This window comes from Streptomyces sp. NPDC006365 (assembly GCF_042870755.1).
In the GTDB taxonomy this organism is placed as follows: domain Bacteria; phylum Actinomycetota; class Actinomycetes; order Streptomycetales; family Streptomycetaceae; genus Streptomyces; species Streptomyces xiangluensis.
Map to the genome: position 1 here is coordinate 120,192 of NZ_JBIAHS010000019.1, position 22,816 is coordinate 143,007.

At 70.7% G+C, this 22,816-nt stretch carries 21 protein-coding genes and 1 pseudogene; 18 read left to right on the forward strand and 4 right to left on the reverse strand.

The genetic code is table 11. From position 1 onward, the window contains the following. Positions 1-21: 21 nt before the first annotated feature. From ACFYO0_RS36895 to ACFYO0_RS36905, 3 genes are all read left to right on the forward strand, one after another. A complete protein-coding gene (locus ACFYO0_RS36895; RefSeq protein ID WP_388685096.1) occupies positions 22-942 on the forward strand; it encodes an ABC transporter ATP-binding protein in 921 nt (306 codons plus the stop codon). A 63-nt stretch (positions 943-1,005) separates the two neighbouring features. Continuing rightward, complete coding sequence (locus ACFYO0_RS36900; RefSeq protein WP_388685099.1) at positions 1,006-1,761, forward strand: ABC transporter permease; 756 nt, start codon at positions 1,006-1,008, stop codon at positions 1,759-1,761. Then, the gene (locus tag ACFYO0_RS36905; RefSeq protein ID WP_388685102.1) at positions 1,758-3,839 is read left to right on the forward strand and encodes a TOMM precursor leader peptide-binding protein; all 2,082 of its coding nucleotides are present in this window, start codon (positions 1,758-1,760) and stop codon (positions 3,837-3,839) included. Before ACFYO0_RS36900 ends, ACFYO0_RS36905 begins: the two co-directional genes overlap by 4 nt. A gap of 211 nt (positions 3,840-4,050) precedes the next feature. Here the strand turns inward: ACFYO0_RS36905 and ACFYO0_RS36910 are convergent, their stop codons facing one another. Beyond that, complete coding sequence (locus ACFYO0_RS36910; protein WP_018515646.1) at positions 4,051-4,227, reverse strand: thiazolylpeptide-type bacteriocin; 177 nt, start codon at positions 4,225-4,227, stop codon at positions 4,051-4,053. Between the two features lie 245 nt (positions 4,228-4,472). Between ACFYO0_RS36910 and ACFYO0_RS36915 the strand changes: the two genes are divergently transcribed. Together ACFYO0_RS36915 and ACFYO0_RS36920 are read left to right on the forward strand one after the other, a co-directional pair. Further along, the gene (locus ACFYO0_RS36915; RefSeq protein ID WP_388685105.1) at positions 4,473-5,741 is read left to right on the forward strand and encodes an amidohydrolase; all 1,269 of its coding nucleotides are present in this window, start codon (positions 4,473-4,475) and stop codon (positions 5,739-5,741) included. Then, a complete protein-coding gene (locus tag ACFYO0_RS36920) occupies positions 5,735-5,995 on the forward strand; it encodes a hypothetical protein (protein WP_388685108.1) in 261 nt (86 codons plus the stop codon). Before ACFYO0_RS36915 ends, ACFYO0_RS36920 begins: the two co-directional genes overlap by 7 nt. An 18-nt stretch (positions 5,996-6,013) precedes the next feature. Here the strand turns inward: ACFYO0_RS36920 and ACFYO0_RS36925 are convergent, their stop codons facing one another. Continuing rightward, on the reverse strand, positions 6,014-6,997 hold the full coding sequence (locus ACFYO0_RS36925) for a helix-turn-helix transcriptional regulator (protein WP_388685263.1): 984 nt from the start codon (positions 6,995-6,997) through the stop codon (positions 6,014-6,016). Between the two features lie 698 nt (positions 6,998-7,695). On the opposite strand from ACFYO0_RS36925, the pseudogene ACFYO0_RS36930 reads away from it, so the two are divergent. Beyond that, positions 7,696-8,366 (forward strand): annotated as a pseudogene (locus tag ACFYO0_RS36930) (thymidine kinase). A gap of 93 nt (positions 8,367-8,459) precedes the next feature. On the opposite strand, the gene ACFYO0_RS36935 reads toward ACFYO0_RS36930, so the two are convergent. Beyond that, positions 8,460-9,548 carry a YeiH family protein gene (locus tag ACFYO0_RS36935; protein ID WP_388685111.1) on the reverse strand — a complete coding sequence of 363 codons (1,089 nt, stop codon included), beginning with the start codon at positions 9,546-9,548 and terminating at the stop codon, positions 8,460-8,462. 131 nt (positions 9,549-9,679) lie between these two features. Here ACFYO0_RS36935 and ACFYO0_RS36940 point away from each other — a divergent pair, with 131 nt between their 5' ends. Beyond that, positions 9,680-10,585 carry a LysR family transcriptional regulator gene (locus tag ACFYO0_RS36940; RefSeq protein ID WP_388685265.1) on the forward strand — a complete coding sequence of 302 codons (906 nt, stop codon included), beginning with the start codon at positions 9,680-9,682 and terminating at the stop codon, positions 10,583-10,585. Positions 10,586-10,847: 262 nt separating this feature from the next. On the opposite strand, the gene ACFYO0_RS36945 is transcribed toward ACFYO0_RS36940, so the two are convergent. Then, on the reverse strand, positions 10,848-11,057 hold the full coding sequence (locus ACFYO0_RS36945) for a hypothetical protein (protein ID WP_388685114.1): 210 nt from the start codon (positions 11,055-11,057) through the stop codon (positions 10,848-10,850). Positions 11,058-11,244: 187 nt separating this feature from the next. Here ACFYO0_RS36945 and ACFYO0_RS36950 point away from each other — a divergent pair, with 187 nt between their 5' ends. From ACFYO0_RS36950 to ACFYO0_RS37000, 11 genes are all read left to right on the forward strand, one after another. Further along, the gene (locus ACFYO0_RS36950; protein ID WP_388685116.1) at positions 11,245-12,042 is read left to right on the forward strand and encodes a GntR family transcriptional regulator; all 798 of its coding nucleotides are present in this window, start codon (positions 11,245-11,247) and stop codon (positions 12,040-12,042) included. Between the two features lie 5 nt (positions 12,043-12,047). Then, the gene (locus ACFYO0_RS36955; RefSeq protein WP_388685119.1) at positions 12,048-13,814 is read left to right on the forward strand and encodes a fumarate reductase/succinate dehydrogenase flavoprotein subunit; all 1,767 of its coding nucleotides are present in this window, start codon (positions 12,048-12,050) and stop codon (positions 13,812-13,814) included. After that, positions 13,811-14,752: a HEAT repeat domain-containing protein gene (locus ACFYO0_RS36960; RefSeq protein ID WP_388685121.1), complete on the forward strand. Its 942-nt coding sequence runs from the start codon at positions 13,811-13,813 to the stop codon at positions 14,750-14,752. Before ACFYO0_RS36955 ends, ACFYO0_RS36960 begins: the two co-directional genes overlap by 4 nt. Before the next feature lie 108 nt (positions 14,753-14,860). Beyond that, entirely contained in the window at positions 14,861-15,088 is a 228-nt protein-coding gene (locus tag ACFYO0_RS36965) for a ferredoxin family protein (RefSeq protein ID WP_175436735.1), read from the forward strand. 12 nt (positions 15,089-15,100) lie between these two features. Next, positions 15,101-16,513 carry an ABC transporter substrate-binding protein gene (locus ACFYO0_RS36970; protein ID WP_388685125.1) on the forward strand — a complete coding sequence of 471 codons (1,413 nt, stop codon included), beginning with the start codon at positions 15,101-15,103 and terminating at the stop codon, positions 16,511-16,513. Positions 16,514-16,534: 21 nt separating this feature from the next. Continuing rightward, entirely contained in the window at positions 16,535-17,431 is an 897-nt protein-coding gene (locus ACFYO0_RS36975; RefSeq protein WP_388685128.1) for an ABC transporter permease, read from the forward strand. Further along, the gene (locus tag ACFYO0_RS36980) at positions 17,428-18,207 is read left to right on the forward strand and encodes an ABC transporter ATP-binding protein (RefSeq protein ID WP_388685130.1); all 780 of its coding nucleotides are present in this window, start codon (positions 17,428-17,430) and stop codon (positions 18,205-18,207) included. The genes ACFYO0_RS36975 and ACFYO0_RS36980 overlap by 4 nt, the downstream gene beginning before the upstream one ends. Before the next feature lie 51 nt (positions 18,208-18,258). Further along, positions 18,259-18,597, forward strand: a complete 339-nt coding sequence (fdxA, locus tag ACFYO0_RS36985; protein WP_388685133.1) for a ferredoxin — start codon at positions 18,259-18,261, stop codon at positions 18,595-18,597. Between the two features lie 8 nt (positions 18,598-18,605). Then, complete coding sequence (locus tag ACFYO0_RS36990) at positions 18,606-19,475, forward strand: hypothetical protein (protein ID WP_388685136.1); 870 nt, start codon at positions 18,606-18,608, stop codon at positions 19,473-19,475. A 284-nt stretch (positions 19,476-19,759) separates the two neighbouring features. Beyond that, the gene (locus ACFYO0_RS36995; protein WP_388685138.1) at positions 19,760-21,676 is read left to right on the forward strand and encodes a 2-oxoacid:acceptor oxidoreductase subunit alpha; all 1,917 of its coding nucleotides are present in this window, start codon (positions 19,760-19,762) and stop codon (positions 21,674-21,676) included. After that, positions 21,673-22,803, forward strand: coding sequence for a 2-oxoacid:ferredoxin oxidoreductase subunit beta (locus ACFYO0_RS37000; RefSeq protein ID WP_388685140.1), 1,131 nt, complete (start codon positions 21,673-21,675; stop codon positions 22,801-22,803). The genes ACFYO0_RS36995 and ACFYO0_RS37000 overlap by 4 nt, the downstream gene beginning before the upstream one ends. The last annotated feature ends 13 nt before the right edge of the window (positions 22,804-22,816 follow it).

Consider the following 22,816-nt stretch of genomic DNA (forward strand, 5'->3'; position numbering starts at 1 on the left):
ATCTCGATCAAGGAGAGTCCCATGACCGCCACCATCGACCAGGACGGGCCGGCCGTCGTCCTCGACGGCGTCCACAAGCGCTACGGAAGCATCCAGGCCGTCGACGGCGTCTCACTGACCGTGGCACGCGGCGAGTTCTTCGGACTACTAGGTCCGAACGGCGCGGGCAAGACCACCCTGGTCGAGATCATGGAGGGACAGCGGCAGGCGGACTCCGGCACGGTGTCGGTCCTCGGCGAACAGCCCTGGCCGCGCAATGTCGCGCTGCTGCCCCGGCTGGGCGTACAGACCCAGTCGTCGGCTTTCTTCGTGCGGCTCACCGCGCGGGAGCACCTGCAGACCATGGCAGCCCTCTACCGCACGGACCGAGAGGCCGCCGAGCGGGCCCTCGCCAGCGTCGGGCTGACCGAGCAGGGCGACAACCGGGTGGACGACCTGTCCGGCGGACAGCGGCAGCGGCTCGCCATCGCCTCCGCACTGGTCCACGGGCCGGAGCTGATCTTCCTCGACGAGCCCACCGCCGCCCTCGACCCGCAGGCCCGCCGCGCCCTGTGGGAGGTGCTGCGCGACCTCAAGCGCGCCGGCCGCACCATCGTCTACACGACCCATCACCTGGACGAGGCTGAGGCGCTCTGCGACCGGGTGGCCATCATGATCCACGGCAGGATCGCCGCCCTCGACACCCCCGGGCGGCTGGTGGCGGCGGGCAGTCCCACGACCCGGCTGCTGGTTCCCGCCGAGCGGCTGAGCCTGGCCGCGGCGCAGGCGATTCCCGGCGTGGACCGGGTCGTCCAGGAGGCCGACGCGATCGTGCTGGAGACCCTGCAGTCCGGCCCCGTCCTGGCCGCCATCGACGAACTCGCCGGACTCCAGGGAGTACAGACCCGCACGGCGAGCCTTGAGGACGTCTACCTCGAACTCACCGGCACCTCCCAGTCGTAGGCCCGGCGAAGTCCACCGCGGTTCGCCGGGCGACCAGCCACCACCGGATACGGAGACACCACCATGAGCGCATACGCAGCGCTGAGCCAGGCCGGGTACCGGGCCTACACCCGGGACAAGACCACGCTCTTCTTCACCTTCGCCTTCCCACTGCTCTTCCTGATCGTCTTCGGGCTGATCTTCCACGGCCAGGAGGTCGAGCAGAGCGGGAAGCCCTACATCAACTACATCGCCCCCGGCGTGCTGTCCTGGGGCGTCGCCAACGCCGCCGTCTTCGGCGTCGGCTTCACCCTCATGCAGTGGCGCCGCGACGACATCCTGCGGCTGGTGAGGATGACGCCGACCCGGCTGTCGGCCGTGCTCGGCTCCCGCTATGTCCTGGCCCTCGCCATCGCGGTGGTCCAGTCGGCGCTGTTCGTGGCCGTCGCCGTGCTGCCGTCGTTCGGGCTGAGCTTGTCGGCCCGCTGGCCGCTGGCCCTACCCGTGCTGGTGCTCGGTGTCACGGCCTTCCTCGCCATCGGCGTCATCGTCGGCTCGTACGCGAGGACTCCGGAGGCCGTCGCCGCCGTCGCCAACTGCCTGATGATTCCCATGGCGTTCCTCTCCGGGTCGTTCTTCCCGCTCGACGCCATGCCGGACTGGATGCAGACCCTGTCCCGGGTGCTTCCGTTGCGGTACCTCAACGACGGCGTCTCCGCGGCTCTCACCGGGTCCGACGGGGCGGGCGACATCGCCGGCGCATGCGGAGTGCTCGCCGCGTTCGCCCTTGTCTTCTGTGCCGTCGCGCTGAAGACCTTCCGCTGGAGCGACAAGTCATGACACCGACGACCGTGACCACCGGGGCCGCCCCGGCCCTGGCGGCATTGGCGGAAACGGCCGCGGACACCCCGCTGGAGGGCGGCCGCGCCGTGCTCCAGCGTGCGCTGACCGCGCGCCACGAGGCGGAGTACGGCCCGACGGGCGGGAAGCACGCTCTCCCCGCCCCGCTGGTCGTACCACTCGGCGCCGCCGACACCCTGGGCTTCGGCCACCCCGACCCCTACGCCGCGATCCGACCGGCGGCCACCGTCCACCTCACCTCCCGCGCCGCACTGATCGGCCCGTGGGGAGGCGAACCGGGCACCACGGCCTGCGGCCAGTGCCTCGCCATGCGCTGGCAGCGACTGCGCAGCCGCTCCGAACGCGAGGCCCTCGAACTCGGCCACGAGCCGAACGGGGCAGTTCAGTGGCCGGTGCTCACGGAATACGCCGTCGACGCGGTCTGGGCGGCGTATCGAGCGGTGCTGAGCGGTACGGGGCGCGAACCAGCAGCTGCTACCGGGTCCGCCGCCGCGGGGGCCGGTACCTCAACTACCGTCCCCGCAAACGCCGTTGCCGCAGCACAGCGCCCCGTCGCCGACCGTGTGCTGCCGCAGGTCACCCGGGTCGATCTCGTCACCCTCGCGACCGCCGGCTTTCCGATACTGCCGGAGCCGCTGTGTCCCTCGTGCGTGGCGACGCGTCCCGACACCGCCGAGTCGGCGCGGATGCGGCTGGCGTCCGCGCCCAAGCCGGACCCGGGCGGGTACCGGCTGCGGGCCCTGGACTCCTACCCGCTGCCAACCACCGCGCTGGCCAACCCGGTCTGCGGCGCCCTCGGTTCGGACACCTGGATCAACCCCGCCTCCACCACGACCGCGCCGGTGGCCGGCACGCACTTCGTGCGCGGATACGCCGGACTCAACGACGTCACCTGGAGCGGCCAGGCCAACAGCTACCGCACCAGCCGCACCCTCGCCTATCTGGAAGGACTGGAGCGGTACGCCGGTACGCACCGGCGCCGTGGCACCGAGCCGGTCGTCGACTCGTACCGCCGCCTCGCGGACCACGCGCTGAACCCCGCGGAGTGCGGCTTCTACGCCCCCGAGACCTATGAGAAGGACCACCTCGTCAGCCCGTTCGACCCGGACCGGCCGATCCCCTGGGTGTGGGGCCACTCGCTGCGCGACGACCGCCCGGTCCTCGTACCCTCCCGGCTGGCGCACTACAGCGCCGGCGTGGACGCCGACAACTTCGTCTTCGAATGCTCCAACGGCTGTGCCACCGGCGGCAGCCTGGAGGAGGCGATCCTCTTCGGCCTGCTGGAACTCATCGAGCGCGACGCGTTTCTGCTCGCCTGGTACGGCCGGGCCCGCATCACCGAGATCGACCTCGGCTCCTGCCGGGGCCCGGTCCGCTCCATGCTGGACCGAGCCGCCCTGCACGGCTACGACGTGCACGCCTTCGACACCCGGATGGATCTCGCCATACCGGTCGTCACCGCCCTGGCGGTCCGGCGCGACGGCGGCTACGGCAGGCTCTCCTTCAGCGCGGCGGCTGGCTTCGACCCGGAGGGGACCGTCGACTCGGCGCTCTCCGAAGTGCTGACGTACATCCCCCACCTGCCCTACCAGGTCGCCGAGCGCCACAGCGAACTGGAGGGCATGGCACGGGACTTCACCAAGGTCCTGCACCTCAAGGATCACGCCCAGCTCTACGGACTGCCGCAGATGGCGGAACATGCTCGCGAGTACCTGGAACCCGAGGCCGTACGGCCGCTCGGGGAGCTGTACCGCGACTGGGAGACCGTGCGTCCACGCACCGGCGACCTACTCGACGACCTGCGGCTGCTCCGCGACGAACTGGTCCGTACCGGACACGACGTCATCGCCGTCGACCAGACGACCCCCGAGCAGCACCGGATGGGGCTGCACACGGTCAGTACGACCGTTCCGGGGCTCCTCCCGCTCGACTTCGGCTGGACCAGACAGCGGGCCCTGCTGATGCCCCGGCTGAGGACCGCGCTGCGGGCGGCGGGACGGCGTACGGACGATCTGACAGAGTCGGACATCAAGGTCGTACCGCATCCGTTCCCTTGACGTCTGTTCTCCCAGCGTCCGTTGCCTCTATGACGGGGCTTTCCGTACCACCGTCTTCCCGTACCACCGTCTTCCCGTACCACCGTCTTGCCGGCGGCACTTCGTGCCGCCGGCCAAGCCTGTGTCAGCGAACACCGGAACGCCCGGCAGCCCCCTCCAGGACGGGGTTTCCCGTCGAGGAAGGGGCTGCCGATCGGAGGCAGACGCCGGGTCAGGCGCTGCAGGAGGTGGTGCTGGTGGTGCTGGAGCAGGTCGACGTGGAGGAGGAGGACGTCGAACCGGCGAGGACGACCTCGACCGCGTCCGAGTAGTCCGAGATCTCGAAGGTCTCCGACTCCAGCTCCAGGATCTCGTCGGCGAGGGTGGCGAGCTCGGTCTTCGGGGCCATGGGATTCTCCTTCGTCCGGCGGGGCCCGCCGGCTGTTCCGGCGGTGTTCCCCTTCGATGACTCCATTCCAGTGGAGGCCGCTGTCAGATCGGCCCGGCTCCCGCTGTCAGGTCGCTGACACCCCATGACAGTGACCCGACAGAGGACTGGGGCACCCGCACCGCACGCTCGCGAGACAACGGACTTACGGACACACGGACAAGTGCCGGACCAGTGACAAGTGAGGGAATGAGGAGGTGAGGGCAGTGACCGGAACATCCGGAGTCCCGCGGGACGTGCTGCGGTCCGCCATTGAGCTCTACCTCGATCTGCACGCCCACCCTGAGCTCTCGGGCGCCGAGAGCCGCACGGCCGCTCGTTTCGCCGCGCGGCTGGAGCAGCACGGCTGCACGGTCACCCGTGACGTCGGCGGCCACGGCGTCGTCGGCGTACTGCGCAACGGCCCCGGCCCCACGGTGATGCTGCGCACCGAACTCGACGCGCTGCCGTTGGCGGAACGCAGCGGCCTGCCTTACGAGAGCACCGTTCCGGGCGTCATGCACGCCTGCGGCCACGATCTGCACATGGCCGCGGCCGCGGGGGCGCTCACTCAGTTGTCGCGCGCCCGTGACTCCTGGAGCGGCACACTCCTGGTCGTCGGCCAGCCCGCCGAGGAGACGCTCGAAGGGGCGCGCGCGATGCTGGCGGACGGCCTGTACGAGCGTTTCGGCACGCCCGAGGTGGTCCTGGCCCAGCACACCGCTCCGCTGCCCGCGGGCACGGTCGCCCACGGCCGCGGCCCGTTGCTGGCGGGGAGCACGGCCATGGACGTGGTCATCCACGGACGCGGCGGCCACGCCGGCACCCCTCAGCTGACGGTCGACCCGGTGCCGGCCGCGGCCTCCGCCGTGCTGCGCCTGCAAACGGTCGTGTCCCGGGAGACCTCCCCGGCCGAACAGGTCGTCCTGTCGGTCGGCTCGTTCCACGCGGGGCAGAGCGGCAACGTGATCCCGGACGACGCCGAACTGAGCCTGTGCGTACGGGCCTTCTCCGCCGCCGCGCTGGACCGGGTCACGGCGGCCGTCGAACGGATCGTACGGGCCGAGTGCGCGGCCTCCGGCTGCCCGAAGGACCCGGAGTTCATCGTCACGGCCCGCTCGCCCGTGCTGACACCCGACGAGGCCACCACGGCGGCCGTACGCCGGGTGCACGAGGACCTGCTCGGTACACACCGGGTGACCGACTGGCACGCGGCGACCGCCACCGAGGACTTCCCGTGGTTCGCGGCCGGCGCCGAGGGCGTGCGCACGGCGTACTGGATGCTGGGCGTGACCGGCGTGCAGCAGTGGCGGGCGGCCCTGGCCGGGGGCCCGCCGGTGGAGTCGAACCACTCGCCGGGTTTCGCCCCCGACGTACGCACCGCCCTGCCGACCGGCATAGCGGTGATGACCGCGGCCGCCCTGCACGTCCTGAACCCTTCGCACCAGTCACACCCGTTGCAAGCCGAGCCGTCCAGGGGAGAGCGCATATGCTGACACCTGATCACATCTCCGACTCGGTGGAGGTCGTCACCGTCCGCCGCGACAGCTCGGCCCCCTCCGGGGAGACCACGGTGGTACGCCTCCTGGGACTCCTCCCGGCGACCTGGTCCTGCACCTCCGAGGTCAGCCCCGACCGGGTCCGGCTGCGGATCGAACTGGCCGGCGGGACCGACCGGAGTGCGGTGCGCCGTGCACTACGGGAGGTACTGGCGGACACGGCCCTGTACGGCTGGGCTCAGGAGAACTGACCGGTCGGTGCCCCCGGATCAGATCCAGCCCCGCTCGCGCGCCAGCAGCGCGGCCTGCGCCCTGCTGGCGGCGCCGAGCATTTCCATGAGATCGGCGACGTACCGCCGATACGTCCGGACCGAGACCCCCAACTCCCGTGCGCCCGCCTCGTCCTTGCCGACCGAGCACATCAGCAGGAGAACCCGCTGCTCGATCTCGGACAGACCTGATCCCACGTCCCCGCCGTCCGCCGAATCCGCCTGCGTCAGGTCCTCGGCCTCGTCCCAGATCTTCTCGAAGAGGGCGATGATGTTGGCGACGATCCCACTCTTGTGCGCCAGCAGCGCGCCGCGCGAGGTGATCTGGGGATCCAGCGGCACCAGCGCCGCCGCGTGGTCGTAGACGAGGATCCGCTCGGTGGTGTCCTCGACGACCCGGATCATGGCTCCGTGGGAGACCAGTTCGCGCAGGTAGTTCGCGGTCGGGCCGTGCTCCAGAACCTTTCTCAGCACGACACTGCGGATCCGTACGCCGCGGCGCAGACAGCGCAGGTCCAACGGACGTGACCGCTCGATGTTCTCCGGCGACAGCTTGGAGTACGGCTCCACGGAGAGGATCTCGTCGCGGGCGAAGAAGGCCAGGTCGTCGATACGATCTCGGATCTCGGTGAGGCCCTCCAACTGCTCGATGCCCTGCGGAGAGGGGCTGCGCGCCCCCAGCTCCGCACGGAGCCCGTCCACCACGTGCCGGGACCGGGTGACACGCTGGAGCTCCTGATGGAGAGCGTGCAGTCGTACGTCCACCAGCCGGGCCAGCGCCACTTCGGGATCTGTCGGGGAGATCAGCCCGTCCGTGCCGGTGGGGTGCAGCAGTCCCAGTTCATGCAGTCGGTCGAGACAGAGCCGAGCCGTGTCCGGTTCTATGTGCAGACGCAGATGGATGTCGTCCGCCGGTGTATCTGGATTTCTCAGGAAGTGTCGGTAGATATCCTCCTCGGAAGCGGATACACCGAAGACCGACATCTCGTTCTCGCCCACGTGGTCCCCCCACCGCCTGGTGCCCTCGTCGGCCGGCCAGCTGGAGGTCACCCAGCAATCGGTCCACGGCGGCCAACGCGCTGTGTCACAGCCTAAGCAGAACCCACACGGTCGAACATCCTTGTGCTCGGATTCTTGAACGGATCGACGTCACGGCCCCACACGGGGTCTTGTCCCACGATTTCGGGCCAATCTGGATCCTGGATCCACGTCATGAGGGGTTTCGGCGTCGCATACATGCGGCGTCCCCAGAAGCAGATGTGTTGCAAGGACGGTGATCGCGGCTAGAGATCTTTAACGGTGCGGGTTACGCCGGGTCGTGACGGCTGACGTGGGCCGCGCTATGCCGTGAGCATGAGGTATCCCGATGGCGGTGGATTGGCGGCCGAGGAACGACCTCGGCGTGAGCAAGCCCGGCTCGCAGCCACTGACCTGATCGAAGCCGGGGCTGCTACGACTCGCCGGGCGTCGGACGGTAGCCTCTTGCCAGCCGAGTCGAGTGCCACGCTAGAGCCCCGGTGCCACGCTCAACTCGGAGTCGTTAACTTGGCCGCCGGAGACGTCCGTATCGGTAGCCCAGCCGATGACCTCGGCGACCCGCCCGGTGCCTCGACCCGGTGCCGTACGTGCTCCCTTCTGGCGAGGTATCGCCGTGGAGTCGTCTGTGTCGACGCAGAGGCGGAGTGAACCCAGGGCGCGCAGCCTCACGGAGGTGTGCCTCTAACCAATGTGGTCGATACCCAGGCAAAAGGACTCTGGCGCTCCAGTTTGCGCACAACCGGTCGGCGAGGGGCTTCAGGGTCTGATCTTCACTCGGGATGACCGCGCTGGGGAGGGGAAGCTCTCCTCGCGGCTCGGGCTGGTGACCGACGCGGTCGAGGCGGTGCCGGGCATGGATCTGTGTGCCTATGTTGTCGACCGGGTGTCGCGGGGCGGCAAGGCCGACTACCTGATCGTGGACGAGGCGCAATTCCTGGCGCCGGTGCCGATCGATCAACTGGCGCGGATCGTGGATGACTTGGGCCTGGATGTCTTCGCCTTCGGTATCACCACCGACTTTCGCACGAGGCTTTTCCCGGGCTCGCGGCGGCTGATCGAGCTGGCTGACCGCGTCGAGACGCTTCAGGTGGAGGCGATGTGCTGGTGCGGGGCGCGTGCTACGCACAACGCCCGCACGGTGGGCGGTGAGATGGTCGTCGAAGGTGAGCAGGTCGTCGTCGGTGACGTGAGCCGTTCCGCGGCGGAGGTGGGCTACGAGGTGTTGTGCCGGCGTCACCATCGTCGCCGTATGACGAGCGCTTCTGTCCGTGCCGGCGTGCTCTCGCCGGACGTCCTTCCGGTGGCCTCCGACTGAGGGTTCTCGACCGGACAGGCCGTGGGCGATGCGGCGTGGTCTGCAGAGCATCTCGGTCTCGGCGTGACTTGCGTCGGTGCTGCGGGCCTGTGGTCAGAGCCGGCCGGTGAGCGCCTGGAGGCCGAGGGCGGTGGCGCCGACGCCGGCCCACAGAGTCGCGCCCAGAAGCAGTGGTCGTGGCCCGGCGTCGCGGATCTGCGAAGGGTTCAGCGAAAGCCCGATGCCGGTCAACGACATCGTGATCATGAAGGTGCCCGCAGCCGACAGGGCAGGAAGCCACGAGCCGGGAATCACGCCAAGTGTGGCGATCGCCGACGCGGCCAGGAAGCCGACGATGAACAGCGGGAACGCCCGCCAAGCCGTACCGCCCTCGTCGGGCTCCCGCCGGGTGGTACGCCGGCACCGGGAATGCCACACCTGCAGGATCACGCAGATCGGCACGATCATGAGGCTGCGGGTCAGCTTGACCACGACGGCATACGCTCCGGCCGGCGTCCCGTAGGTGTAGGCGGCGGCCACGACCGAGGAGGTGTCGTTGACCGCGGTGCCGCTCCACAGTCCGAAGCCCTGCTGGGACAGCCCGAGCAGGTGGCCGAGGGACGGATACAGCAGGACCGAGGCGATGTTGAACGTGAAGATGGTGCCCATCGCGTACGCGACACGGGCTTCCGACGCCTTCACCACAGAGGTGACCGCGGCGATCGCCGACGCTCCGCAGATACCCGTTCCCACCCCGATCAGCAGCCGGGACTCCGGGTGGATGCCCAACAGGCGGCCGACGAACCAGGCGCCGCTCAGCGCCGCCGCCAAGGTGCCCAGCATGACCGGCAGCGAACCGGCTCCCACCCGCAGCACTTCGCTGAGCGGGAGTCCGGTTCCCAGGACGACGATGGACGCCTGGAGAACCCTCCGCCCCGCCGTCCCGAATCCCGGGCGCAGCCGCTCGGCGACCGGGGACGCCGGAATCCGTCTCAGCAGAACTCCGGTGACGACGCCGACCACGATCCCCAGCACGGGGCCGCCCACCGTCGGGACCAAGGTGCCCAGCCAGGTGGCCGGTACAGCGAGTACCGCCGCGACGACCAGCCCGGGAAGCGTGTCGCCCACCGTCCGGTACAGACGCCGCGCACGGCCGGGGGTGCGCGGCGGCGGCTTGACCGGTACGGCGTAGGACGATTCCATTGCGTCTCCTTACGTCACGTCTCCTTCGCCGGCCCGCGGACCCCCGGGCCCGCGGCTTCCCACCGCACGATCGCCGTGGTGGACCGGGCTCCGGTAGAGACCGAATTCCGAGGAGGTCATAAGCCGTGCTGATGGGCCTGCCGCCGGGTACGCCGGAACTGAAGGTGCTGGATCTGCTGGTGTCGGTCGCGGAGACAGGCAGCCTCGGTCAGGCCGCCGAGCGGCACGGGATCAGCCAGCCGGCGGTGAGCATGCGGATCAGCGCGTTGGAACGCCAGCTCAGGCTGGTGCTGCTCGAACGAAGCCCCACCGGGTCCCGGCTCACCCCGGCCGGAGCCGCCGTCGTCGACTGGGCACGGCCGGTACTCGACGCGGCCCGGGCCCTGCTCAGCGGGGTCGCCGCGCTCCACGCCGACCAGCAGGGCAGGCTGCGGGTCGCCGCCTCGATGACGATCGCCGATCACCGGGTGCCGGCCTGGCTGATCACCCTGCACGGCAGGGCCCCGGAAGCCAGGGTCGCCTTGCGGGTCGGCAACTCGTCACAGGTTGCCGACATGGTCCGCAGCCGCGAGGCCGACCTGGGTTTCGTCGAGGGCCCGCACGCACCGCCCGGCCTGCGCAGCCGGGCGATCGACGACGACGAGTTGGTCGTGGTGGTCGCACCGGGACACCCGTGGGCCAGGCGCCGTATGCCGCTGCCGTTGCGGATGCTGGCTGCCACCCCTTTGATCCTGCGCGAACAGGGTTCGGGCACCCGGGAGGCGCTACAGGAATTCCTCCGGGAGACCGGTGAGCTCGCGCCCCCCGCCGCCGAACTCGGCTCCACCACCGCGATCAAGTCGGCCTTGACCACGGGCGACGCGCCCGCCGTACTCAGCCGTCTCGCGGTGTCCGCCGAACTCCATGACCAGCGGCTGATCAGCGTGCCGCTGGAAGGGTCCCGCCTGCTACGCCGAAAATTCCGTGCCGTCTGGCTCCACGAGACCCCTCCGGTCGGCCCGGCAGCGACACTGCTGGCCCTTGCCATCCGCGGGTAGTGCCTGCGGATGGTGTTGTTGTGCCGCGGTAACGCGTAGTGCCTGCGTCCGGGCCGCCCTCTCGGTCCGGTAGGAGAGCGTGCCGGCGGGGAGCGCGGTTTTCGGCCACATCCGGCAGCGCCCGCGGTCGGCTCGGCAGCGACCCTGCCGGCCCTCGCCTCCCGGGAGATGTCGCCGCCGGAGCCCGCGAGTCGATTCAGGGGGAGCCCACACGGCCGCCGCCTCGGTCCGGGTAGGGGCGTGCCGGCGATCCGTGCGGTTTCTACGGCCCCCTGTAGCGCCCCGCGGTCAGCGTGGCACGCCGGTCCGCCTGGAGGCCCCGGACTGCTTGTGCCGGCTCGTTGGCGGCCACCGCCACTCGGGAGATCCCGGCCGACCCGCCGGTGGAGTACGGACCGGGCCTGGCCGCCGAGACGTGCCCCGGCTCACCGGACGCCCGCAACGGGCCCACGAAGCCCGCCCTTTCGCTCACCGGTGGTCCGCGAGCGCCCTGCCCGGGTGTCCGCAAGCGCATCGCGCCGCGGCCGACGTGGCGATACGGTCCGGCAGCAGCCCGTCACCCCAGGTCAGCGGCAGACCGCCACACGGCGGGACTGGCGTAACAAGCGCGCAATTCCAGCCACTGGTACGTGTAACAAGCGCTCCGGAGCATTCCGGCCATGACAGGGATCATCGCTGGTGGCCGCGCTACAGGCAGCCGTGTCGCACCGGTACGGCGTATCCGGGACGTGCTGCGCACCCGCATCCTGGCGGGCGTGTACGGAACCCGACCGCTGCCCTCCGAGACAGAACTGGCCGCGGAGTTCGGGGCCAGTCGCAATATCGTGAGGGACGTCCTCGCGCTGTTGCGCAAGGAGGGGCTGGTCGACCGTATCCCCGGAGTCGGGACGTTCGTCGTCTCCGGCAAGGCGGTGCAGGGGCTGGATCGCCTGCGCGGGCTGGCGGAGAGCTTCGACACCGGCTGCGACCGGGTGGTCAACCAGGTCCTGCTGGCGGACACCGTGCCGGCCACCCCGACGGTGGCCGAGCGGCTGTCGCTCGATCCGGGCACGGAAGTGATCGCCCTGGAACGGGTGCGGCTCCTGGACGGGCAGCCGTTGTCCCTGGACGCCAGCTACCTGCCGGCGGACGTCGGGCGGCCTCTGCTGGAGATGGACCTGGCGCGGCACGACGTGTTCGGACTGCTCGAAGGCGAACTCGGTCTGCCGCTGGGCGCCGCGGCGCTGTCCATCGAGGCGGTCGCCGCCGACCGGACGGTCGCCGGCCTCCTCCACGTACCCGACGGCTTTCCGCTGCTGTTGCTGGAACGGCTGACGTATACCGACGCGGGCCGGCCCATCGACCTCGAGTTCGTCCGCTTCCGCGGTGACCGGACGTCGCTGGCCGGCTGGCTCCACCGCACCCCCGACCCCACGCACCCGCTGCTGAACCACCACCCTTCTCCCGAAAGGGGCTGACTTCCGTGCAGATCCCACCCTTGGCCGAGCGGCGCGAACTCGTCTGTGACGTCCTCATCGTCGGCGGAGGCACCGCCGGCACGATGGCGGCGCTGACCGCGGCCGCGAACGGCGCCGATGTCCTGCTTCTGGAGAAGGCCCATGTGCGCCACTCCGGGGCGCTGGCCATGGGCATGGACGGCGTGAACAACGCCGTCGTCCCGGGCAAGGCGACCCCGGAGGACTACGTCGCCGACATCACGCTCGCCAACGACGGCATCGTCAACCAGCGCACCATCTACGAGACCGCGACCCGTGGCTTCGGTATGGTCCAGCGCCTCGAGGGCTACGGCGTCAAGTTCGAGAAGGACGAGCACGGCGAATACGCCGTGCGCAAGGTGCACCGCTCGGGAAGCTACGTGCTCCCGATGCCCGAGGGCCGTGATGTCAAGAAGGTCCTGTACCGCACCCTGCGGGCCCGCCATGTGCGCTCCCGGGTCACCATCGCGAACCGGATCATGCCCGTACGCGTGCTCACCGAGGACGGCCGCGCGATCGGTGCGGTCGGCTTCGACACCCGCAGCGGGGAGTTCGTCACCATCTCCGCCGGCGCGGTGATCCTGGCCGCCGGGGCCTGCGGGCGCCTGGGCCTGCCCGCCAGCGGCTATCTGTACGGCACGTACGAGAACCCGACCAACGCCGGCGACGGCTACGCGATGGCCTATCACGCCGGCGCGGAACTGTCCGGCATCGAGTGCTTCCAGATCAACCCGCTCATCAAGGACTACAACGGCCCGGCCTGCGCCTACGTCGCCAACCCCTTCGGCGGCTACCAGGTCAACGCCGACGGCAACCGCTTCGTGGACTGCGACTACTGGTCGGGCCAGATGATGGCGGAGGTCAAGCGGGAGCTGGACAGCGCGCGCGGCCCCGTCTACCTGAAGCTGAGCCACCTGCCGGACGCCACGATCAGCCAGATCGAGGGCATCCTGCACACCACCGAACGCCCCACGCGCGGCACGTTCCACGCCGGACGCGGGCACGACTACCGCACCCGCGACGTCGAGATGCACATCTCCGAGATCGGGCTGTGCAGCGGGCACTCGGCCTCCGGCGTGTGGGTGGACGAACACGCGGCGACCACGGTTCCCGGGCTGTACGCGGCCGGCGACATGGCCTGCGTGCCCCACAACTACATGATCGGCGCCTTCGTCTACGGCGACATCGCGGGCGAGCACGCCGCCGCCTTCGCCTCCTCGGCCGGCCGTCCCGCGCTGCCCGAGGACCAGATCGCCGCGGCCCACGAACTGGTCTACCGACCGTTGTCCAACCCGGACGGCCCGCCTCAGCCGCAGGTGGAGTACAAGCTCCGCCGCTTCGTCAACGACTACCTCCAACCGCCCAAGACCGAGCGCTATCTGACCCTCGGTGTCGAGGCGTTCGACCGGATGCGCCGTGAGATCGCCGGCATGGGTGCCCACACCCCGCACGAGCTCATGCGCTGTGCCGAAGTCACCTTCATCCGGGACTGCGCCGAGATGGCCGCCCGGGCCTCGCTGGCCCGCACCGAGAGCCGGTGGGGCCTGTACCACCAGCGCGCCGACCTGCCCGAGTCGGACGACGCCACCTGGTTCCGCCACCTCAACCTGCGCAAGAGCGCCGGCGGGGAACTGGAGACGCTCACCCGCCCCGTGGCGCCGTACATCGTCCCGGTGCCCGGTTTCGTCCGCCCGGACGGGGTGCCCGACGTGCCCGCGCCGGCCGGCGCCGATCTCGCGGCGGTGTGGGGATGACCACGGGTACGCAAGGCCCTCGGGCGGGGACGCAGGGTCCCCGGCGGATCCTGGCCCTCCTGGAGCTCGCCGAGGAGTCTCCGACCACCGACGAACTGGCCGAGTTCCTGACCGACCCCGACGCCGGCGTGCGGCGCACGGCGCTGACCGTGCTCAGCGAGGCGGCCGAGGAGTGGGACGAGCCCTCGGCGGTGTTCGCGGCGGCTCTGTCGGACCCGGACGCGGCGGTGCGCCGTACCGCTGTCGAACTGCTCGGCGAACTGCGCGAGGTGCTGGTGATCGGCGAGCGGTTCAACGGGGCCCTGCGGGAGGCGAGCAGGTCCGAGGACGCCGATGTCCGTGTTGCCGCCGTGGGTGCGCTGTGGCGTCATCGGCTGTGCACCACCGAGGAGTTGGCGGCGCTGCTGCCCGACTCCGTGGAGACCGTCCGCTGCGAGGTGGTGCTCGGGCTCGTCTCGCTGGACGCGCTGGACGTGTTGGGCGAGGCCGCCGGCGACCCGGCGCCGGCGGTGCGGCTGGCTGTCGCCCGGGGGCTGGGATCGGTCGGTGACCCCCGCGGGGCCACCACCCTGACCGTGCTGGCCGAGGACACCGACGTCCTGGTGCGGGCCGCAGCCCTGTCGGCCATGGCCCACACCGGCTGCGCCGAACAGGCCACGGCCGTGGCCGCCGCCGCGCTGACAGACGCCGCTTGGCAGGTCCGTCAGGGAGCGGCCACCGCGTTGTCCGTGGCGGACCCGCAGGAGGCGGTCGCCGAGTTGATCGCCGCCACCCGTGACACCAATCTCGACGTCCGCAAGGCGGCGGTCCGGGCCCTGGGCTCCCGGCTGCCGGGCCGCCCGGACATCCGTACGGCCCTTGAGGCCGCCCTGGGCGACGCCGACGCCGACGTCCGCGCCTTCGCCCGTATGAGCCTCGCCGCTTCCGACGCCGAGTGACGCAGGCGGCTCCGGCCGCCTGCCACCCACGACCCCGAAGAACGCCCACGAACCCCACGGACCACCACACGCCTGAGAACGACCAGTTGAAGTTGAAGGAGATCCCGAATGGCGCAAGCAGCGAACCGGGTGGACGTACCGGTCACGATCGACGAATCCAAGTGCATCGACGGATGCACGCTCTGCGTGGACATGTGCCCGCTCGACTCCCTGGCCATCCACCCCGACACCGGCAAGGCGTACATGCACGTCGACGAGTGCTGGTACTGCGGCCCCTGCGCGGCCCGCTGTCCGGTCGACGCGGTGACGGTCGACATCCCCTTCCTGCTGCGCTGAGTGGAAGAGACCATGAAAATTTCCTCTGCTGTCGCGGTCCTCGCCGTCCTCGGTCTCGGCGCCGCCGCCTGCGGCTCCGAAACCGGCTCGGGTTCCTCCACCGTCGTCGTCACCATCGGCTACCAGTCCAAGACCATCAACACCGTCACCGCCGGCACCCTGCTGCGCGACCGCGGCACCTTCGAAGCCAAGCTCAAAGCTCTCGGCAAGGCGAAGGGCATCCAGTACAAAGTGGTCTGGACGGACTTCCCCTCCGGCCCGCCCCTGACCGCGCAGATGATCGGCGGCAAGGTCGACATCGGGTCCATGGGCGACTATCCGCTCCTGGTCAACGGGTCGAAGAGCGCCCCGTACCCCGACGCCGCGTCCGAAATGGTCGCCGTCACCGGATACAACCTGCGTGGATCACTCAACCAGGTCGTCGTGCCCACCGATTCGTCCGCCAAGACCCTCGCCGACCTGCGCGGCAAGGTCGTCTCCACCAGCATCGGCTCCGCCGGCCACGGCATGCTCGTCAAGGCGCTGGACGAGAACGGCATGAGCCCGGACGACGTCAAGACGCTCAACCAGGACCCCTCGGTCGGCGCCTCCGCCCTGGAGGGCAAGCAGGTGGCCGCGCTCTCCCAGTTCGTGCCCTGGCCGCAGCTGATGGTCTTCCGCAAGCAGGGCCGGCTGCTCTACGACGGCGGGAGCAACGGCGTCGCCACCCTGCACGCCGTCGTCACCCGCTCGTCCTTCGCCAAGGACCACCCCGACGTGATGCGTGCCTTCCTGGAGGCACAGCGGGACACCACGGACTACCTCAACGGCCACCCGCTCGCCGCCGCCGAGAAGGTCTCCGAGATCACCGGCATCGAACCCGAGGTGATCTACCTCTACAACGGGCCGAACGGTCTGGTCTCCTTCGACCCGACGATCAAGAAGCCGCTGGTCGACGCCCTCGCCACCGACGTGCCGTTCCTGAAGGACCTCGGATCGGTCAAGTCCCTGGATCTGAAGAAATTCGTCAACGACAGCTACCTGCGCCAGGTCTACGGCTCCTCCTACGACGCCGCCGCCGCGAAGCTGACCAACCCGAACCGGCTCAGCGGCCAGGACCCGGTCTGCCACACCGCGGTGGACGACCCGCGCACCGCCTCCGAGGTGTGGTTCAAGGGCGCGGCCTCGACCGACGTCGCCGCCACCCCGACCTGCCTGCTGAAGCAGATCGCCGCCCACGACGGCGGCGTCCGCGCCGCCTACGTACCGGACACCGAGACCGGCACCCGGATCTTCGCGGACTCCGCTACGTGGGTGCTCGACCCGGCAAAGAGCGCGAACTCCCGGCTGCTGCCGTTCGCGGTGACCGACGACGCGGACTCCTACCTGGCGGGCCACAAGGGCGCCCGCGTACTCGACTACGCCGCGGCACTCGCCGCAGCGTGAGAGATCGGAGGAAGAGGACCCATGACAACGACTCCCGTCTCCGCCCAGCCTCTGACCGACAACAGTGCCCCGGCAGCCGCACCGCCCCGCCCCCGCAACGGACTGCGCACCGCCCTCCGCCCCGGCACACCGGCCGGCGGATGGAAACGCCGTCCGGTCGCCGCCGCCCTGGCCGCACTCCCGCTGGCCGCCGCCGTGCTGCTCTGGTACGTGCTCACGGCCCAGGACGTCGTGCTGTGGCTGCGCTTCGACAAACTCCCAGGCCCGGTCGAGGTGTACGACACACTGCGGGTCCAACTCGCCTCCGGCACCTACTACCAGGACCTGCTGGCCAGCCTGCGCCGCATCCTGATCGGGTTCGGACTCGCCGCGGTGAGCGGGGTCGCCATCGGCATCGCGGTGGGCCGCTCCCGTCTGGTCCAGGCACTGGTGCGGCCACTCATCGAGGTCGCCCGCCCGATCCCCGCGATCGCGCTGGTGCCCCTGGCGATCCTGATGTTCCCCACCGGGGAACAGGGCATCGTCTTCATCACCTTCTTCGCGGCGTTCTTCCCGGTCGCGGTGAGCACCATCCACGCGATGAAGACCCTGCCCAAGGTGTGGGAGGAGGCGGCCCGGACCATGGGCGCCGGCCGGGTGTCCATACTGGCGCACGTGATCCTGCCCGGCGCCATGCCCGGCATCTTCTCGGGGCTGTCCGTCTCCATGGGCGTCGCCTGGATCTGCGTGATCAGCGCCGAGATGATCTCCGGCCAGTTCGGCATCGGCTACTACACCTGGCAGTCGTACGGACTGCTCGACTACGCGGGCGTCGTCGTCGGCATGCTGTCGATCGGGATCCTGGGCTGGGGCACGGCCTGGCTCGTGGAACGGCTCGGATCCCGCGTCAACCGCTGGCTGCCGAGGGCCGCCCGGTGAGCGCCGGAGCAAGAATCAGCCTGGAGGGACTGCGGCTCGCCTTCGGCGACATGCCGGCCGCCGATGTCGACCTCGACGTGGAGCCCGGAGAGATCGTGGTCCTGCTCGGCCCTTCCGGCTGCGGGAAGTCGACCATCCTCCGCGCGCTGGCCGGGCTGCTGAAGCCGGTCGCCGGACGCGCCGAAGTCGACGGGAAGCCCGTGGGCGGCACCGACGCGCACTGCGCGATGGTCTTCCAGGAGGACGCGCTGCTGCCCTGGCGCTCGGCCGTACGCAATGTGGAGTACGCCCTGAAACTGCGTGGCGTACCGCGCGGAGACCGACGCCGACAGGCTGAGGACCTGCTGGCCCAGGTCGGGCTGGAGGGGTTCTCCGGCCACCTGCCCGGCCAGCTGTCCGGCGGCATGCGGCAACGCGTCCAACTCGCCCGGACGCTGGCCACCCGCCCTCAAGTGATGCTGATGGACGAGCCGTTCGGCGCGCTCGACGCCCAGACCCGCTCGGAGATGCAGCAACTGCTGATCTCCGTCTGGCAGCAGTACGAGACCACGATCCTCTTCGTCACCCACGACGTCGACGAGGCGCTGCTGCTGGCCGACCGGATCGTGCTGCTCACCCCACGCCCCGCCAAGGTCAGCAAGGTCGTCGACATCCCCAACCCGCGACGGCCCGGTGCGCAGTTCGAACCCGAATTCACCCGACGCCGCTACGAAATCCTCGCCTCGATGGGCGAGGCCCCGACCCCGTCGGCCGCGCTCTCGATCGACGGCGCCTGAACCCGCCCCCACAGCGCCAGAACCCCATCACAGCTAAGGAGAGACCTCGTCATGACCTACGTCATCGGGGCCGCGTGCGTCGACGTCATGGACCGCGCCTGCGTGGACGAATGCCCGGCGGACTGCATCTACGTCGGCGAGCGCATGGCCTACATCAACCCCGAGGAATGCATCGACTGCAGTGCCTGCGAACCCGTATGCCCGGTCGAGGCGATCACCATGGAGGAGGAAGTGCCGCCGGAGCAGGCCGCGTTCGTCACGGAGAACGCGCGCTTCTTCACCTCGGTGCTGCCCGGACGGGGCGAGCCGCTGGGCACGCCCGGCGGTGCGGAGGCGCTCGGACCGATCGGCGTCGACACGCCCTTCGTCCAGAGCTACACCGCACCATGAGCGGCCCGGTGACCGCCGCGGGTGCCAGCCGCGCCGCCGGTACGGTGCTGGCGGCGCGGACCTGCCCGGACGCGGCGGTGCTCGTGGTCGCCCTCCGCGGCGGCCACTGGCCCTACTCGTGCGGACTCGCCAGTACAGTCCGCGACCTCGCCCCCCGACTCTCTGCCGGCGGTGCCGAGGTGCTGCTGCTGGCCGCGGAGAGCCCGCAAGCGCGGGAGGCGATCGCCGCGGCCTGGCGGCTGCCCTTCCGGTGGCTGCCCGAGACGGCGGCGGAGACGGTCGCCCGGGAACTGGGCTCGTGGGACGAGGCGTCGGGCCGCGTGCTCGACGCCCTGGGCCTGCTCGGCCCGGACGGCGACTGGATCCTCCGCCAAAATTACGACGATCCCGCCGACCCAGCCTCGCCCGAGGCGGTCCTCGGCGTACTGCGGGGGGCAGGGCTGGGCGCCGTCGCGGCCCCACTGTCCTCGGTGCCCCTCGGCCCGAGCGTCTCGGCGTGCGCAGGTCCGGCGGCCCCGTCGGCTGCCGATCCAGCGGCCCGGCCGCACGCTGGTGCGGCATCGCCGTCCGCAGGGGCGAGGGTCTCACCGTCTGCCGGACCGGTGGTTCGGCCGCTCGGTGGGGCAACAGCCCCGGCGCCTGCTGGTCCGGTGGCGGCGGAGGCCGACGAGTCGGCGGTGTTGTCGGCCCGAGCCGGCGTCCGTGATCCCGGGCAGGTCGCCGGGATCCTCCGGCGGGCGCTGGACGGGGCGGATCGTCTGGCTCGGAGTCTGCCGCCCTCGTCACCTGGCGCCGCGAAAGCGGAACGCACGCGACTGCGCCTTGCGCTGTACTTGCGAGCGGTGCGGGACCTCGTACCCGACTCCGGCCCGGCCTGAGGTCTGTGGACTGATCTCGTCCGGGTACGGGGTCCGCACCGCCGCTCATGCCCGCACCAGTCGCGCGGGCCCGCGGCCCGGCCGCGCCCCAACGCGGTTCCACCCGGAGTTCGTTCGGCTCCGGTGCACCGGGTCCGCGGCCGGCGGTCGGACGCTCCCGTCCCCGGAGCCTCGCGTTCCCCGGCCCACCGGCCACCACAGCCACCACCGACCGCGGCGGGCAGTCGGCGCCACCCGGGCACCCCGCCGCAGCGCGGCATCCACGCGAAGGAGCGAGCAGCCCCATGACCGACACCCACGACAAACCCGCCACCCGCACCCCCGGAACCGTTCCCGCCACCCGGACCGAGCGGCTCGACCGCGTGGTCATCCGGTTCGCGGGAGACTCCGGCGACGGCATGCAACTTGCCGGGGACCGTTTCACCTCGGCGGCGGCGGCCTTCGGAAACGACCTGGCCACGTTGCCGAACTTTCCGGCCGAGATCCGCGCCCCCCAGGGCACCATCCCCGGCGTCTCCTCCTTCCAAGTGCACTTCGCCGACTACGACATCCTCACCGCCGGCGACCGCCCAGACGTGCTGGTGGCGATGAACCCGGCCGCGCTGAAGGCCAACCTCGCCGACCTGCCGCCCGGCGGGACGTTGATCGTGAACACCGACGAGTTCACCCCACGGAACCTGGCCCGTGCCGGATATACCGCGAACCCGCTGGAGGACCTGGAGAACGACGCCATGTCCTCCTACCAGGTGCACCAAGTGGCCATGGCGACACTGACCCGGGGCGCCCTGTCCGCCACCGGCCTGGGCAAGAAGGACGCGGAGCGGGCGAAGAACATGTTCGCCCTCGGCCTGCTCTCTTGGATGTACCACCGGCCGACCGAGGGAACCGAGCGGTTCCTGCGGAAGAAGTTCGCGCGCAAACCGGACATCGCGGAGGCGAACATCCTGGCCTTCCGGGCCGGCTGGAACTACGGCGAGACCACCGAGTCGTTCGCCGTGACGTTCGAGGTCGCCCCGGCGACGACATTGCCACGCGGCGAGTACCGGCAGATCACCGGCAACACCGCCCTGGCGTACGGCATCGTCGCCGCGGGAGTCAGGTCCGGACTGCCGGTCGTCCTGGGCAGTTACCCCATCACTCCGGCCAGCGACATCCTGCACGAACTGTCCCGGCACAAGAACTTCGGCGTGACCACCCTGCAGGCGGAGGACGAGATCGCCGCCGTCGGCGCCGCGCTCGGTGCGGCGTTCGGCGGAGCACTGGGCGTCACGACCACCTCCGGCCCCGGCCTCGCCCTCAAGAGCGAGACCATCGGCCTGGCCGTGATGACAGAACTGCCGCTGCTGGTGATCGACGTGCAGCGCGGTGGACCGTCCACCGGACTGCCCACCAAGACCGAGCAGGCGGACCTGCTCCAGGCCATGTTCGGCCGCAACGGCGAGTCCCCGGTGCCGGTCCTCGCCCCCTCCACCCCGGCGGACTGCTTCGACACCGCGCTCGACGCGGCCCGGATCGCCCTGGCCTACCGAACCCCGGTGCTCCTGCTGTCCGACGGACACATCGCCAACGGATCGGAGCCGTGGCTCGTACCCGATGCCACTCAACTGCCGGACCTCGGCGTCGAGTTCACCACGGAACCGAACGCTCCTGACGGATCCGACGGCTTCTGGGGCTACCTGCGCGACCCGGAGACCCTCGCCCGGCCCTGGGCGGTACCCGGCACCCCCGGTCTCGAACACCGCATCGGCGGCCTGGAGAAGGCCGACGGCACCGGCGACATCTCCTACGACCCGGACAACCACGACCGCATGGTGCGGCTGCGCCAGGCCAAGGTCGACGGCATCGCCGTGCCCCATGCGCAGGTTGACGACCCGTCCGGGGAGGCCGAGGTTCTCGTGGTGGGCTGGGGATCCTCGTACGGGCCGATCGGCGCCGCGGTACGCCGCGTCCGCAGGACCGGCCGTGCCGTCGCCCACCTGCACCTGCGTCACCTCAATCCCTTCCCGGCGAACCTGGGCGAGGCCCTTACCCGCTACGAGCGGGTCGTCGTCCCCGAGCTGAACCTCGGCCAGCTCGCGACACTGCTGCGGGCGAGATACCTGACCGACGTCGTCTCGTACACCAAGGTCGCCGGTCTGCCGTTCGGGGCGGAGGAACTGCAAGGGGTGCTCACCGACGTGATCGAAGGAGTCCGGACATGACCACCACCGACCTCGGCCTGCCCCGCCCCGGAACGCCGCGCCCGGGCCCGCCCGGCCCCGATGTGCCGGATCCCGGCCTGCCGACCGGCCTCGGTGGCCAGGCCCTGGTGCCGGTCGCCGACGTCAAGCTCTCGCCGAAGGACTTCAAGTCCGACCAGGAGGTGCGTTGGTGCCCCGGCTGCGGTGACTACGCGGTCCTGGCCGCCGTTCAGAGCTTCATGCCCCGGCTGGGCCTGGCCCGCGAGAACATCGTGTTCGTCTCGGGCATCGGCTGCTCCAGCCGGTTCCCCTACTACATGAACACGTACGGCATGCACTCCATCCACGGCCGCGCCCCCGCCATCGCCACCGGCCTGGCCGTCGCCCGCCCCGACCTCTCCGTGTGGGTGGTCACCGGCGACGGTGACGCCCTGTCCATCGGCGGCAACCACCTCATCCACGCCCTGCGTCGCAACGTCAACCTCAAGATCCTGCTGTTCAACAACCGGATCTACGGCCTCACCAAGGGCCAATACAGCCCCACCTCCGAGACCGGCAAAGTCACGAAATCCACTCCGGTCGGCTCGGTCGACGCCCCCTTCAACCCCGTCTCGCTCGCCCTGGGAGCCGAAGCCGGCTTCGTGGCCCGCGTCCTGGACTCCGACCGCGCGGGACTGACCGAGGTGCTCACGGCCGCCGCCGAGTACCGGGGCGCCGCCCTCGTGGAGATCTACCAGAACTGCCCGATCTTCAATGACGGGGCCTTCGAGGTGCTCCGGCAGCCGGGGGAGAAGGAGCGGCGCATCGTCCCCCTGCGCCACGGTGAACCGATCCGCTTCGGCGCCGAAGGCGAGTACGGCGTGATCCGTACCGGCTCGGGCGGCCTCACCACCGCGGAGGTCGCCGAGGCCGGCGAGGAGGCCCTGGTGGTGCACGACGCGACGTGCGAGGACCCGACCCCCGCCTTCGCCCTGTCGCGGCTGTCCTCCCAGGACCTCACCCACTGCGTCACCGGCGTCTTCCGCTCCGTCAGCCGCCCCGTGTACGACGACCAGGTCCGCGCCCAGACCGACCGGGCCCGGTCCGCCGCCCCGCCCGACCTCCAGGCGCTCCTCACCGGCAAGGACACCTGGACCGTCACCGGCTGAGACCTGCCGCACC